The organism is Candidatus Njordibacter sp. Uisw_039, from assembly GCF_047730075.1.
In the GTDB taxonomy this organism is placed as follows: domain Bacteria; phylum Pseudomonadota; class Gammaproteobacteria; order Pseudomonadales; family Balneatricaceae; genus Njordibacter.
Window position 1 is genome coordinate 2,854,643 of record NZ_CP159831.1, and the last position, 15,100, is coordinate 2,869,742.

Sequence of the window (15,100 nt, forward strand, 5' to 3'; positions counted from 1 at the left end):
AAATTCGTCAGCACATACGGGCAATTTTGTGGTCAAAGGTCCGTTCAAACACCTGCTTACCCTGCTCATAGGCTCGGACTGTCGCGGTAAGAAAATAGTAATAATGATCACACATCAATTGTGTTTCGGTAACCGTCCGAACCGCCCAATCGTCCCGAGAATATTCAAATTCCCAGCCAAAACGGGCCTGAGAAGATAGCGGGTCACCAGCGGTTATTTCATAACTTTCGTATTTAACTGCTGAAGTCACTAAACCGTGCGCCTCAAAGACAACTTCACCGAGGTCATCTCTAATTGTCAGACTTGTCTTACCCTGATGCATATCATGTGTAACTTGCCTTTTAGATTGTGGCACCCGTTTCTCAGTAAGTGCTGAAGCAGGTGGTGCTATTGGTGGGTTCACTTGAACAGAGCCTTCCTCTTGTTTTTGACGGCCTGGCAAAGATAAACAGGCAGGTTTTTTGGCAAGTGTTAAAACTGGATTTTCGACAGCGGGCCAGATAAATGGCCAATAAGCGGTTGATAAGGCAATGCGTATTTTGTGCCCAGGGAGGAACCTATGCCCAGCGTAGTCCAGTCTTAGCTGCAGTGATTGAGTTTCTCCTACTGGCATCGGAATTGGATTTTCGTTGCCGTTCCGATGGGTTAAATTAAGGACCCCTATCGAAATAAGTTCTGAACTGCCACTTGGTGCGACATCACACAAGCGCACAATTAAATGCCCGGTTGTTGAGTTTGACTGTAATGATATTGTAATTTCTGGGCAACCAAAAACATCAATGGCTTGATCAAGAATGTCACCATCAAAACAAGTACTTTGTGCGTCAGTTAGCCGTTGGCAACCGGCAACTTCTGCGCCAGAACAATGGGGTACCCACTCTCCTGCCATCGCGCCAGTGTCGACTGGGCTATGGATCTGAACTGGGGGAGCATCAACAGCCTTGCTGGTGAGACCAGCCTTTGCCATATATAGGTGTGACATGGTGTTGGAGGGTAGTGGCCAAGTTTGATCGTCTATCCATCTACCTGCCACTGTCATCACAAAAGGATTGGGCATTGAGCTGTCTTTGATGAAGGTGAGATGCGTTTTTTCTGTTCCAAGCCTTGCCGGTTCGTCGCTAAGCCATTGGCGCCACCACGCCAGAGATGACCCAAGATAATCATACGATGGCCCAGGTGTGCCAAGATGTGGAAAGTGGTGTGCCCAAGGACCACAGACTGCATGACAACGTCCTTTGAGATTATCCATTAAGGCAGGCAACGCGTTAACATAAAGATCATTCCAGCCACTTATAATCATTACTGGTATTTCAATGGCGTCAAAATTTTCGCAAATGGAACCATGCTTCCAATAGTCGTCTCGGGTTTGATGTTGAAACCATTCAACAGCAAAAAACTTAAGGTTCTCCAGTCGGTTCAGCCACATAGAGCGCCATTTTTTACCAACAACAGAGGGGTCGGGTGGGCGGGACGTGAAGGCTGTTAATGACGTACCCCAACCAAAGTTTTCGTTCAGAAGGCAGCCGTTCTTATAATGTACATCATCATTGTAGCGATCAACAGTAGCACCAATTGCAATGATTGCTTTCAGAGCCTTTGGCCTACGTGCAGCGACTTGTAACGCCGCAAAACCACCCCAGGAAAGGCCTGTCATTCCAACATTGCCGTTGCACCAGGGCTGTTTTGCAGCCCATTTGATAACAGCGATCGCATCATCTTGTTCAAGCTTTAGATATTCGTCTTCCAGAATTCCATCTGAATCTCCGCAGCCGCGAAGATCCACTCGTAGAGTAGCCACGCCATGACCAGCCCAATAGGGATGCATGCGCTCGTCAATTGGCAGTGTTCCATCTTGACGTCGGTAGGGAATGATCTCGACCACAACTGGAACAGGTACTGTAATATCTGGACGCCATAAACGTGCCGCCAGTTGGATGTCTTTGGAAACAGAAATCCATTCTGTGGGTTGGTCAATAACAGTATATGGAGTGTCTGATACTATAACCAACTCGGGAGAGTTCATATCAGGAAACATGAGCCGTGGACCCTTTAACAACACCAAACAGTGCCACCATCACCAAACAGACTTTGACAGAGATATTCTTCATACCCCACATCTTAGACTATTTATTGTTATGAAAACATATGTCATGGTCTCACAATCTGTGGATCATGAAGATGTACTAAAGGTTGGCACTTTGGGAACAGCAGAGGGGGTTTCTTTTATTAGAAATGCCAGAACACCCGCAATGATGGCTAGTGCGATCGAACTCATCCAAATAAGGTCATAAGTTGCGTCTTTATCAAAAAAGTATCCCCCTAATGAAGCCGCTATGGCGGCACCGATGGAATGCCCCGCCGATAGTAAGCCCATGGTTAAGCCCATCACCTTAAGGCCAATATGACTAGCGACTAAACTGGCGGTAACGGGTACCGTCGAATAATCCACTACGCCAAAAATAACTGCAAACAACAACAGTGTTTCGTAGCTAGTGCCCACATTAAGCAATATCCAGAAAGTTAAGCCACGAATAATATAAATACAGCCAAGTAATAAAGGCCGATTCATTTTATCGGTTAACCAGCCAATGCCAATCATACCTAGCAGGTTCACCGCCGACAGCAGTCCATAAGCAGCTGCACTTGGTATTGGTTTAAAACCACAAAAAGATGCAAACGGCATTAAATGGGTTTCAATAACACCAGTGGTTGTGTAACCACAGATGAGGTAACTCCAGAACAGCAAATGAAAAACCGGAGTAGAAAAAAGTTTCTTAATAGAAGATTTTAAGTCAGTGGTGTCATTCACTGATGATGCTTTCTTGGGCGCCTTGATTGGTTTATCCCTGGGTACCCACCAAACAAAAGGAATCAGGCATGCAATGCCCGCTGCAATTCCTACAAATCCCCAACGCCAACTAAATGAAGCAAAAATAAAAGCGATTAAAGGTACAATTAAAAACTGTCCAGCAGAGGATCCCGAGGTTGCAATGCCCGATGCAAACCCAACATTTTTTGGATAGGCGCGGGCCACTGCAGAGGCAACAACGTGAGTTGCGATGATACCAAACCCAACGCCACCAATAACACCAAAACCAATCAATAGTACCCAGGCACTGTTGGCCATACTGATGACAACGCAGGATGTGAAGACCGCAATAAGCCCTAATAGCAAAGTAAACCGAAGGCCTTTACGGTCTAGAATGAACCCTGAAATAGGCGATGCAATTGCCATGATTAACAACGCAACAGCAGCAACATTGGAAACATAGCCACGACTCCAGCCCAACTCACTTTCCCAGATTGGCATTGCCAGCCCTAAAGCAGCACGGGCCGAAAATACCAACGCCAGTGCTAAAAAGCCCATCGCTACAACAATGATGGCTCGATGGAGCGTCTTACTTTCACTAGTATCATTCATGTTGCAAAATTCTTTAGTTGAAACAATGGCATAAAGGGCACGATGTCGAGATTGTACATAACGTGGGGTATTGATCGTAGTTGAACATGGCCTTACATTACTCGTCAATAAGTAATCATAAAGTTGTTTGTCACTTAGCCCAGCGTAAGTGTGCAAGCTAAATATCATTGCTTAGGGTAATAGACTACCGAGTCTCACTGGACCTCTACGGACCTTAGCGCCTCATTCTATAGTAAGCCAATGAAGCAAGAGGTATTGAGGCGATGCATCTACAAAATTACGATATTATGGTGGAACACTCAGTCATGAGGTTTCAGGATGGGTCACGGGAGTCTGTGATTAAAGTTAAAATGCAAGAAGATGGGCAGATGATCCGTTCCGAAACTGGCGCTTCGCTAATGAAGTGATAGAATAGATTATTAAGAATTATCATTAACACAAGGATGTTTTCATGCGTATAAATAAGTTATTAGTAACCTTAGCCTTCTCAACGATCTTCGGAAATGGAGTTGCAGTAGCTTCGGGTGATGCTAGTGAGATTGAAAGTGAGCCTATCCGTTGTTACATACTGGCTACGGCCGCTGCAAGCCTACCCACGGGGCAGGCTGTAAAATTATGCAGTGGGACAACAGATGGTATAAAGGTATTTAAGTGCTTTATGAAAGCGGTTGCGCCTACTGATGAAGGTGGCCTGGACCTTCCTATGGGTTTCGCTATAAATCTATGCAAAACAAAACCGTAGCGTTTTTTGGAACCTACTATGAATCGTATAGCACCAGAAAACTGGTATCAAATAAAAAAAATAGGCGAGGATGTCACCTATATTTCTGAGCCCTATATCAAAGAATTTTATCGCTGTAATATCTGGCATGTACGTGGCAGTCAAAGTGATATGTTAGTTGACAGTGGGATGGGTGTGGTATCCCTGACTAATTGGGTTTCAATCGTTACTGAAAAGGGTGGCCCCAGAAACCGAGGAAATCGTAGATACCATCAACCACGCAGCGGGGAAGAAGCCCTACTAGCCGCGAAATGAGCCTGGAGTAAATTGATGACCAAGCTACTTTCCAAACCACAGGCCCAGAACCCCTCGGCGACCTTAACGACGCTTGAAGATCTTGCAAAGTTGGCAAACTACTCGCTCATGGACACGCTCTCCAGCGATCCTGACGCCAAAGATAACGGCGCTGACCACTTACCAAGACAAGTATTCACAGGGCACTATGTTCCCGTAAATCCTACCCCTATTAGGGACCCTGAGTACGTTGCCCATAGCCAAAATTTCTTCCGCGAACTTGGTTGGGCCGACCACATGGCACAGTTACCCGACTTCGTGCGGATGTTCTCTGGTGATATCTCCCACGTACCAGAACCCATGCGCAAGGTTGGTTGGGCATGTGGCTACGCAGTGTCCATATTCGGTACTGAATACTACCAGCAATGCCCATTCAAAACAGGCAACGGATACGGCGATGGGCGCGCAGTTTCTGTACTTGAGGCTGTCATCAACAATGAGCGGTGGGAGATGCAACTCAAAGGTGGAGGCCGAACGCCCTACTCTCGCGGAGCGGACGGACGGGCTGTTTTGCGCTCCAGTGTAAGGGAATTCTTGGCACAAGAACACATGCACTCGCTAGGAGTGCCTACATCACGATCTTTATGTTTGTACGTTTCTAAAACGGAACAGGTGAAGCGGCCTTGGTACTCAGAGGGCTCGCGCATGAAGGATCCAGATAGGATGATATCTGAGCCCGCCGCTATCTCGACACGCGTCGCACCGTCGTTTATTAGAGTAGGTCAATTAGAGCTATTCGGTCGTCGTGCCCGCAAGAAAGAACACCCAAAAGCCATGGCAGAACTGGAGATGATGGTGTTGCACTTGATCGACCGTGAGTACGCCAACGTCATCGACAAGCAGCTAAGCACCGCTGAAAAAGTGGTATTACTAGCGCGTGAATTCCGCAACCGCCTTACGTCACTTGTAGCGAACTGGATCCGTGTAGGTTACTGCCAAGGCAATTTTAACAGCGACAACTGCGCGGCTGGTGGTTTCACACTTGATTACGGTCCGTTCGGATTCTGCGATGCATTCAGCCCGCACTACCAGCCATGGACAAGTGGCGGGCATCACTTCTCGTTCCTAAACCAACCCGTGGCAGCGGAACGTAACTTCCACATGTTTTGTACGGCATTGCGGCCGTTGCTATTGTCTCATCAGGACTATTTGCCACAGCTAGATGAGATTAATAGTAAATTTTCCAAAGAGATGGAAGTGCAAATGGAGCAGATGTGGGCTACCAAACTTGGACTTGTCAGGTTTAACGCGGCGCTGTTCAGTGAGCTAGAAACACTCATGGTACAAACCTCTGTCGATTACACCCTCTTCTTCCGCCAGCTCTCGATGATACCTGACGATATTAACCCTCTCAAAAAAAGCTTCTACAAAGGTTCTATGTATACGACAGATCCGGTAGGAATGGATCAACGTTGGTTAGAGTGGTTAACCAAATGGAAAATGCTTATCGATAGCAATAGCAATAACATTAGCACAGCCGAAGGTAGTATTGCTGCGCCTAGATCTCGTGCGGAGGTCTCTAAGCAGATGAAACTTGTAAACCCAAAGTACAGCTTACAAGAGTGGTTTGTTGTACCTGCGTATCAGCAAGCCTCTGCAGGCAACTACACTTTAGTTAGAGAGCTGCAAGACGTAATGACCCAACCATACGCGGAGCAATCCAAGGATGTGGAGGAAAAGTATTATAGGATAAAACCGTCTGAGCTATTTGAGCTGGGTGGCTTATCACATTATAGTTGCTCGTCGTAATGATTGAACATAGCATCACTCAAGGCCTGATTGAGGAAGAGGTGAGTGCCGAAGAGGTGCAGATCGCTTACCACGAGCAAACATAGCATCACTTCCATTTCTACGCCGCCGCACTTGGATTGGACTGGGCGACACAGCCAGATCCGTTTCGGCGCTACATAGGTGCAGACCTTGTGCGCTTACCTTTGCCTAAAGCGGGACGGGCGCTTTAAGGGTAGTGGCCACATTGTAGGTTTCATTGAATTCATGGACATAGGTTCATCCAACGGCTGGCGTATGAAGGATGTGGTGCCCTCGTCCGAGATCGTACATATCATCAACGCACAGATGCCTCTAGTGGAAGCAACATCAAACTACACTGGTGAAGTAGCACAACGTTGGACCTATGCGGATGGTAGTGGAGAAATTGGTGTCATTTCAAGCGTAACGCAAGCCTTTTGTTCTAGCTTTACGCGCGCCCGGCTTTCAACTGATGGCAAATAGCCAGTGCCATAGGCTTTGTTTGGAGTCAGCGTGGAGACAGGTATTCGGAAAGACGTACAGCAGAAACTGCGGCAATGAAAAAAGTTGAGATTTCTTATATTGGCGGCTGAAATAGCGTCAAGGCATTACGCCATGCATAAAAAAACCCAGACAGAGATCACTATACTGGGCTTTTTTTATTCACTACTAAAGTCTTTATTTAGTAGTCGTCGAGCACCGCACCCTTACTGGCGCTAGAAGCATTAAAGGCAAACTTCGCTTGTACGCCACGGGTATAACGCGGTGATGGAGTTTGCCAATCTTTCTTACGCTCAGCAAGTTCCTCATCACTGATGTTAAGTTGCAGCAATAGCTGCTTGGCATCAATGGTGATGGAGTCGTTTTCATTAATAAAAGCAATGTTACCACCGGCGGCTGCCTCTGGTGCCACATGTCCAACAACCATACCCCACGTACCGCCAGAAAAACGACCGTCTGTGATCAAACCAACGCTGTCGCCTAAACCTGCACCGATCAATGCGCCTGTAGGTGCAAGCATTTCGGGCATGCCCGGACCGCCTTTAGGGCCTAAGTAGCGAAGTACCATTACGTCGCCAGCTTTGATTTTACCAGCCAAAATAGCTTCCAGTGCTGACTGCTCATCGTCAAATACACGGGCAGGGCCCGTCATAGCAAGCGTTTTTAGGCCAGTGATCTTAGCCACGCAACCTTCTGGTGAAAGGTTACCCTTAAGAATAGCTAGGTGACCTTGTTTGTATACAGGGTTAGTAATAGGGCGAATCACATCTTGGTCAGCACGCGGTACATCGGGTACGTCTTTGAGTACCTCTGTAATGGTCTGGCCAGTAATGGTTATACAGTCACCATGCAGTAACCCAGCTACCAGCAGTGTTTTCATAACCTGCGGAATGCCACCGGCTTGGTGCAGGTCAACTGCCAAGTATTGCCCGCTAGGCTTAAGGTTACACAGAACAGGAGTCTTCTGGCGCATGCGCTCAAAATCATCAATAGTCCACTCTACTCCAGCCGCATGTGCAATGGCTAAAAAGTGCAGCACGGCGTTGGTAGAACCGCCCGTGGCCATAATAACCGCCACTGCGTTTTCAATCGATTTTTTGTTAACAATGTCGAGCGGCTTTAGGTTCATGCGTATCGCTTCAATAAGTACCTTGGCAGACTCTTTGGCAGAGTTCATTTTCTCATCATGAGGGTTAGCCATAGTAGATGAGTAAGGCAGCGAAATACCCAACGCTTCGAATGAGCTAGACATTGTGTTGGCTGTGTACATGCCGCCACAACTGCCTGTGCCAGGAACAGCGCGGCGTTCGATTTGAAGCAAGTCTTCGTCGCTCATACGGCCAGCCGCATGTTCGCCCACTGCCTCAAAAACACTAACGATGTTGAGATCTTGGCCCTTGTAGCGACCAGGAAGTATGGTGCCGCCATACACATAGATAGAAGGCACATTGGCACGCAACATGCCCATGAGGCCGCCAGGCATATTTTTGTCACAACCGCCAAGTACCAGCACGCCGTCCATCCACTGGCCTTGCACGCATGTTTCAATACAATCAGAGATCACTTCACGGCTAATCAACGAGTACTTCATGCCCTCTGTGCCCATGGCCATGCCATCGGAAATTGTTGGGGTTCCAAAGACTTGTGCGTTTCCACCTGCCTCTTCGATTCCGGCGATCGCTGCATCAGCCAGCCTTTGCAGACCGCTGTTGCACGGAGTGATTGTACTATGGCCGTTAGCTACACCGACCATAGGTTTCTTGAAATCTTCAGCCTCGTAGCCCATAGCGTAATACATTGAGCGATTGGGCGCGCGTGCGGTGCCCTCGGTGATGTTTTTGCTACGGCGATTGATTTTATCATCGGTGTTAGTGGTGTCTTGCGTCATGGTGTTTCTCTTGAGGGTGGGCGCTGATAAAAGCAGACAGTGCGCCATGGAATTGAGTGATACGAATATAATAATCATTCTGGATCAATATGTAAAAAATATTATTATTCACCTATGGAACTAAACCTCTGAAACCAGCTAGTGACAGTAGCCGAATAACTTTATTTCGGCCCAACAGCAGGTGGCTATGCATGGCCATGGCCACCGAACTAATAATCGCGGTGCAGTTTAATCGAAGAAGCCCTTAGCTTTTGTGGATTTTTTGCGGAACAAAGTTGATGCAGACTTCGCTGAGTTCTCCCATAAGCAACGGTTCTCCCTCTAAGCTACAAGGGAGTTAGAAAAAATTCCAAAGTAACTGGAAAAGCGCACTTTCTAGGCTTCGAGTCAGTGCTTCATAAATTACTTTAGGGTACTGTGTTTCACAAGTTAATTGCCGCCTTATACCTTTATTTGGTTATCCATACAGTATATCTCTGTTTAAAAATAAAGAGCCGAACTCGGTCTTTTTTGTAACTGGGCAAGTAATGAGCCGAAAAAAAAGACTACACTTTCAGCACGTTGTGAGCCAGTATCTTTATAAGAAAAAATAATAGAGCGGCTCGTTAATAATTATTATGAGTGCCGGTAGGCCTCATAAATGTACTGTTATGTCTCTTAAGGAGGAAAGTTTAAGGAAACATTTATAATCATAGGAAGTGAATCAACAGGAAAATCTTCCGTGGTCCGCTCACTCGCTGGTATAAGAAACTCAGATGAAAGAATTATAGAGTTTGCCAATGGGAACACTTATGGGTTATGGGCGTGCGATTCATTTTTACAAGAAGCACGAATCAGTCCGCAGACTTTATCCATGAAGCAGCAAAAAGGAATGTGGATGCAGTACTGCTAACACTTTGGCCTAGGCATGTTTCACCTAGAAATCCAAAGCATGGCCCATTCCCTGATGCCGGTGGATATATTCAACATTTTATTGCCGCGAATTGGAACATCTAATATATTGTGACTTTAGATAATCCTATGCTCCAAAATCTGCCTCGTGGGATTATTGCGAATGATTATGATAATAATCATGTTCAACTATTTAACAGATTAGTCAGTAATAAGCTGTTATGTTTTACCCTAAGGTATAGAGAGTGAATAAATCGGAAAATTTTTGGGATAACGCTTCAGAAAACTATGACAAGACTGAAGAGCGGTTTGAGTACATTCATAAAAAATCTAGAGAAAATACTAAAAGGTTCTTGAAAGATAGCGACACTGTTCTGGATTATGGGTGTGGGACAGGCACTGCATCCTGTCAATTTTCTAGTCTGGTAAAAGATATTCATGCAATTGATATTTCATCTAAGATGATTGCAATATCAAAAGAGAAAGCCGCTCTTGGTAAAATTGAAAACGTAAATTTCGAGCAATCGGATATTTTTGATAAAAAGTATTCCAGCGAATATTATGATGTGATTCTGGCTTTTAATATGTTACACACAGTTCCTAGTCCTCAGGATGTTACGCAACGAATAAATGAAATATTAAACCCGGATGGTTTATTTATTTCTGTAACACCTTGCTTGCGACAAAAGATGTCGTTTTTAGTTAATCTACAAATTCAGTTAGTTAGGGTCTTGTGTAAAATTGGATTAATTCCCATTCCTATAAGAAGGATAACGAGCTCTGAAGTAGACGATCTATTAATTGCTAACGGCTTTCAGGTTGTAGAATCAGAAGAAGTATATAAAGGAGCTTCTAGCTATTTTGTAGTAGCAAAGAAGTTACAAGAAACATAACAAGCAAAACCAGCAACGCCCTGCGGGCTGGACGCGCTAACGCGCGCCGCTGCTTTGGGCGTTAGGTTTCTTTGTAAGCATTCAGTGTTATAGGTTTATGACGTATATTTGGTTTGCGAACATTACCCTCACAACATCAAAAGCAAATGATTCTCATTTGTCACCAATAACGTTAGCTGAAAGCAAAGTGCTTCTTGGCTATACCAACTGTCGCGGCGGAACCCCACCAAATTTTTGGGAGTACCAAGACTTTTTATCTGTTGAGTTATATCTGTAAAAGGATGTTTTAAGGATGACACATAAAGTTAAAACAACAGTTAAAAGTATAAGCAGGTAGCTCTTTTTTCAATAAGTTAAAGCACTATGTTAGGGGAGAGCTAAGAGGCAAACCAGCGTTCGGTGTGAAGCCATACAATTCAACATCTGGTAACGCTGTAGCAACAACATTTCTGGCAGAGATGAGTCTATCAAAATCAATACCCGTTTTTAGCCCCATGGCCTCTAGCAAGAAAACCAGATCCTCAGTAACAATATTACCACTGGCACCCGGCGCTGCTGGACAGCCACCAATACCTCCCATAGATGAGTCAATGGTGGTTAGTCCGACTTCCACTGCGGCTAAGACATTTGCCAATCCTTGCCCTCGGGTATTGTGCAGATGAATCCCCGTAAGATGCTCTCTACCAATAGCACTCCAGACTTTCCCTATTAAACGTTTAACCTGCACGGGATTAGCGTATCCGGTAGTATCAGAAAGGCCCACCTCATCGCATCCAGCCTCCATTAAGGCGACTGCTAATCCCTCTACTCGATCTTCTGAGACACTGCCTTCAATGGTGCAGCCGAAAGCGGTTGAAAGCGCCCCTTCAATGGTAGGCCTTTCATTAATAGGCAACTGTCTAATGAGCTCGACTATACTTTTGACTTCGTCGAGCATCTGCACATGGGTTCGATTGACATTGCGCAGGCTGTGAGTCTCACTCACTGATATGGGGATGGTAAGCTTGTGGACCCCTGCTATTATTGCTTGCTCAGCTCCCTTTAAATTTGGTACTAAAACAGCCACTTTGAGCCCTTTAATAGTTCTGGCGTACTTTGCGATATCCATGGTGTCCGCGAGCTGTGGGAATAGCCGCGCTGAAACAAACGAACCGACTTCTATCTCTGGAACACCCGCTAAAGCCAACGCTTTAATCCAGCACTTTTTAGCCTCAGTGGGCATAATTTGACTGATACTTTGCAAGCCATCTCGCGGGCCAACTTCACTCACCTCGATGTCGATATCTGTCATATTACTTTTCCTTCTTTAAGCGTTTTTATTTCACTAGTCGTCAAACCAAGTTCACCCAGAATATCATCAGTATGCTCCCCAAGCATCGGGGGAGGGGTATCAACAGAGGGTGTTTTTCCATCAAGTTTTATCCCCGTACGAGTCACTTGAATATCTCGATTTACGCCGGGCACGTCAGTGTAAGTAGCAACCATACCCCGGTCTGCAATCTGCGGCTGAGCCAGTGCTTCTGCCACCGTTAAAATAGGGCCGCAGGGAACGCCTGCTTCATTTAATAATACAACCCACTCATCTGTAGAACGAGTCACAAGAGCTAAGTTGAGAATTTCAGAAAGTTCACCACGATTTTCTAGCCGTGACTCTCTAGTAGCAAATTTAGGATTTTCACATAGTTCATTAAGATCTAAGACCTGACAGGTCGCTTCAAACTGCTCCTGTTTATTTGCCGCAATGTTGATCTGTCCAGAGCCAGTTCGAAAAGTCCCTGACGGACTACTCGAAAAATTTTCATTACCCATCGGCTGAGGTTCTTGATTTGCGTTGAAATAGTTTGAAATCTGAAAACCCATGGTACACATGACAGATTCCAGCATTGAAACGTCGATAAAGGTCCCGCGCTTGCCATCTTGTTTAGCCAGTGCTGCTGAAATCGCAAAAGCTGCGGTCATTCCACCAATGGTGTCCGCTATAGGAAAGCCAACCCTCAAAGGCGCTGTTTCTACATCGCCGGTGATGCTCATAGTGCCCGACATACCTTGAATAATTTGATCATATGCTGGCCGACTCTTCAGTGGGCCTTCCTGACCAAAGCCAGATATTGCGCAATAAACTAAATCTGCGTTCAAGTCCTTAAGTGCCTCATAGCCAACACCAAGACGATCCATCACGCCGGGTCTAAAATTCTCAACGATCACATCAGCCGTTTTTACAAGACGTTTAAATACAGCAACGCCCTCCTCCGATTTAAGATTAATAGTAATGGAGCGTTTACCCGAGTTTTGAGCAAGAAAAGTAGCCCCCATGAGTTTTTGATTGAGCTCAACATCTAAGCCTAATTGCCTGGCTAAATCGCCTCTATTGGGCACTTCAATCTTGATCACCTCGGCCCCAAGGTGGGCGAGTTGACAGCCGCAGAATGGCCCAGACAGAACGTTTGAGAGATCAAGTACACGATATCCCAATAAAGGTTTCATACGCCCTCCTTTTTAGGGTTTAAGCGCTCACCATAATTTGCATGAACAACCTTACTGTTGGTAAAAAACTCACGGCAATGACTGCCCTTTTCAGGTGGGCCATATGATGAATTTTTACGCCCAGTAAAAGGTGCGTGAAAATCCATACCCGCAGTTGGAAGATTAATCTGTACCATTCCAGCCTGTATATTAGCCGTAAAATGATCAATTATTTTGCGGTCATTGGAAACAATACCAGCTGACAGACCAAAGTCGGAGTCATTAGCTACAAAGAGTGCTTCATCATAGTCACTGACAGATATGACTGAAGCTATTGGCCCAAATACCTCCTCACGACAAATTTGCATCTCGCTCGTAGCATTAGTAAAAAGTGCTGGAGATAAATACCATCCTGGCGTTTCCCGTTCAAGTTCATCTCCCCCTGTGAGAAGCCTAGCTCCCTCGGTCTTAGCCGTGCGAAGGTAGTCAAGGTTATTCTTAAGCTGTGCCTCACTCACGACAGGACCTATGTCTGTATCTGGATTACGGGCATCCCCAATTCTCAGAGCTTGCATACGATGTAACATAGCAGCAACGAAAGCGTCATGAATGCCCTCAGTTACAATCAGTCGAGATGATGCGGTACATCGCTGGCCAGTAGAATAGAAAGAGCCGTTAATGGCAAATTCAACAGCACTTTCAAGGTCGGCATCATCAAGCACGATGAGTGGGTTCTGACCGCCCATTTCCAGCTGCATCTTACCTCCACGGGCAAATGTAGTCGCACCAATTTTGCGTCCAACAGCCGTGGATCCAGTAAAGGTGACACCTGCCACATCTGCATGTTCAACAAGGGCTGCGCCCACTTCTGTACCCCGCCCCATGACGAGGTTGAACACTCCCTCTGGAAGACCTGCGCGCGAAATAATCTCTGCCAGCACCCAAGCAGAACCTGACACCAGTTCGGCGGGTTTGAAAACAACGGTGTTGCCATAGGCCAGCGCTGGAGCAATTTTCCAGGCTGGAATCGCCAACGGAAAATTCCAAGGTGTTATTGCAGCAACGACGCCGATTGGTTCGCGCCGAACCTCAAGTGATATGCCTTGGCGAAGAGAACGATAACCCTCTACCTCTGCGCGATAGACCTCTGCTGCAAAAAACTTAAAGAGACTGCCGGCTCGATGAGCCTCCGCTACAGCTTCTTTGAGTGTTTTGCCCTCTTCACGTGCTAGAAGATCACCTAACTCATTCTTACGTTGAATAATCTCCGATCCAATTGCATCGAGAATCTCAAATCTTTCGCCAGAGGTGCTGCCTGACCAAACTGGCATCGCAGTGACTGCTGCTGAAACAGAATCTTGCACGTCATTACTAGAGGCAATGGCGTATCTCGCGATTACATCATTGGTGTCTGATGGATTAATATTCTCCATATATTCTGAGCTGGGACGCCATTCACCAGCAATGAAGTTATGTTTTATTGCTTGCTCGTTGGCCGTTCGAATGGTCATAGTAATTGCTCCAAAACAGGTCGCCAACCGATATCCTCATGTCGATGATCATAGGTATTTAAGTAAAAAAATTGGCCCGCCTGATAACCACGGCAACAGCGAGCAGTTTCCCGATTTGCATAGGGTGTTGAAGTCCAGCTCACAGCTCCAATCCAATTCCAGAATTGATTATGGGATGCTTGAAGCACCTTATCACTTAACACTCCAGTCCGATCCTTGGCTGTCAGTGTTGGCAATCCCTCCACCTGTTCTTCTCCTGAGACAAAACAATCCCACTCGTTATCAGTTGGATGACCACCACTAAGTCCATCGGTGCCCACCTGATAATCAGTGCCTCCAGTCATCAATCGACATGTGTAAGTTTTTCCATCAATCACCACCTCAGCTCCATCAACATATCCTGCGTCAAATAAATCTTGCCAACTAACACGAACAAGAATCATGCGATCACAAATATAAAGTCGCCGAGTGCTATCTTCGATAACAATCCAGTTCAACGTGTTGTTAGGGTGGGTGGGAGTATCTCCCAAGCACCAACGACTCCAGTCTGGAGCAGGTTCAAACTCCGAAATATTACCGAGCTCCATACCTTTATAAGGCACTGGTAGTATTGAGAAATCAGTGACCCAGGGGCGCGATGGACGAGGTTGGGGTGCACCGTCATGATAGAGTGCACCAAAAGACTTAATACCTTTAAATATGTTCATA

The 15,100-nt window shown here is 46.0% G+C and carries 13 protein-coding genes; 6 read left to right on the plus strand and 7 right to left on the minus strand.

The genetic code is table 11. The features are described 5' to 3' along the window. Window positions 1-7: 7 nt before the first annotated feature. Window positions 8-2,035: a CocE/NonD family hydrolase gene (locus ABXT70_RS13660; protein WP_443641013.1), complete on the minus strand. Its 2,028-nt coding sequence runs from the start codon at window positions 2,033-2,035 to the stop codon at window positions 8-10. A 135-nt stretch (window positions 2,036-2,170) separates the two neighbouring features. Beyond that, window positions 2,171-3,421, minus strand: a complete 1,251-nt coding sequence (locus tag ABXT70_RS13665) for an MFS transporter (RefSeq protein WP_443641014.1) — start codon at window positions 3,419-3,421, stop codon at window positions 2,171-2,173. 263 nt (window positions 3,422-3,684) lie between these two features. Here ABXT70_RS13665 and ABXT70_RS13670 point away from each other — a divergent pair, with 263 nt between their 5' ends. From ABXT70_RS13670 to ABXT70_RS13690, 5 genes are all read left to right on the plus strand, one after another. Further along, window positions 3,685-3,828: a hypothetical protein gene (locus ABXT70_RS13670; protein ID WP_443641015.1), complete on the plus strand. Its 144-nt coding sequence runs from the start codon at window positions 3,685-3,687 to the stop codon at window positions 3,826-3,828. Between the two features lie 44 nt (window positions 3,829-3,872). Then, window positions 3,873-4,163, plus strand: a complete 291-nt coding sequence (locus ABXT70_RS13675; RefSeq protein ID WP_443641016.1) for a hypothetical protein — start codon at window positions 3,873-3,875, stop codon at window positions 4,161-4,163. 18 nt (window positions 4,164-4,181) lie between these two features. Next, window positions 4,182-4,457: a hypothetical protein gene (locus tag ABXT70_RS13680; RefSeq protein WP_443641017.1), complete on the plus strand. Its 276-nt coding sequence runs from the start codon at window positions 4,182-4,184 to the stop codon at window positions 4,455-4,457. Between the two features lie 108 nt (window positions 4,458-4,565). Beyond that, on the plus strand, window positions 4,566-6,245 hold the full coding sequence (locus ABXT70_RS13685; protein WP_443641018.1) for a protein adenylyltransferase SelO: 1,680 nt from the start codon (window positions 4,566-4,568) through the stop codon (window positions 6,243-6,245). Between the two features lie 171 nt (window positions 6,246-6,416). Further along, the gene (locus ABXT70_RS13690) at window positions 6,417-6,728 is read left to right on the plus strand and encodes a hypothetical protein (RefSeq protein WP_443641019.1); all 312 of its coding nucleotides are present in this window, start codon (window positions 6,417-6,419) and stop codon (window positions 6,726-6,728) included. Between the two features lie 199 nt (window positions 6,729-6,927). Here the strand turns inward: ABXT70_RS13690 and ilvD are convergent, their stop codons facing one another. After that, window positions 6,928-8,634: a dihydroxy-acid dehydratase gene (ilvD, locus tag ABXT70_RS13695; protein WP_443641020.1), complete on the minus strand. Its 1,707-nt coding sequence runs from the start codon at window positions 8,632-8,634 to the stop codon at window positions 6,928-6,930. Between the two features lie 1,136 nt (window positions 8,635-9,770). Between ilvD and ABXT70_RS13700 the strand changes: the two genes are divergently transcribed. Further along, window positions 9,771-10,418: a class I SAM-dependent methyltransferase gene (locus ABXT70_RS13700; RefSeq protein WP_443641022.1), complete on the plus strand. Its 648-nt coding sequence runs from the start codon at window positions 9,771-9,773 to the stop codon at window positions 10,416-10,418. 361 nt (window positions 10,419-10,779) lie between these two features. On the opposite strand, the gene ABXT70_RS13705 is transcribed toward ABXT70_RS13700, so the two are convergent. Genes ABXT70_RS13705 through ABXT70_RS13720 form a run of 4 tightly spaced genes read right to left on the minus strand, consistent with a single transcriptional unit; the run spans window position 10,780 to window position 15,099 of the window. Next, a complete protein-coding gene (locus ABXT70_RS13705) occupies window positions 10,780-11,709 on the minus strand; it encodes a hydroxymethylglutaryl-CoA lyase (protein WP_443641023.1) in 930 nt (309 codons plus the stop codon). After that, entirely contained in the window at window positions 11,706-12,902 is a 1,197-nt protein-coding gene (locus tag ABXT70_RS13710) for a CaiB/BaiF CoA transferase family protein (protein WP_443641024.1), read from the minus strand. Before ABXT70_RS13710 ends, ABXT70_RS13705 begins: the two co-directional genes overlap by 4 nt. Further along, on the minus strand, window positions 12,899-14,392 hold the full coding sequence (locus tag ABXT70_RS13715) for an aldehyde dehydrogenase family protein (RefSeq protein WP_443641025.1): 1,494 nt from the start codon (window positions 14,390-14,392) through the stop codon (window positions 12,899-12,901). Before ABXT70_RS13715 ends, ABXT70_RS13710 begins: the two co-directional genes overlap by 4 nt. Further along, on the minus strand, window positions 14,389-15,099 hold the full coding sequence (locus ABXT70_RS13720) for a hypothetical protein (protein ID WP_443641026.1): 711 nt from the start codon (window positions 15,097-15,099) through the stop codon (window positions 14,389-14,391). The genes ABXT70_RS13715 and ABXT70_RS13720 overlap by 4 nt, the downstream gene beginning before the upstream one ends. Between the last annotated feature and the right edge of the window lies 1 nt (window position 15,100).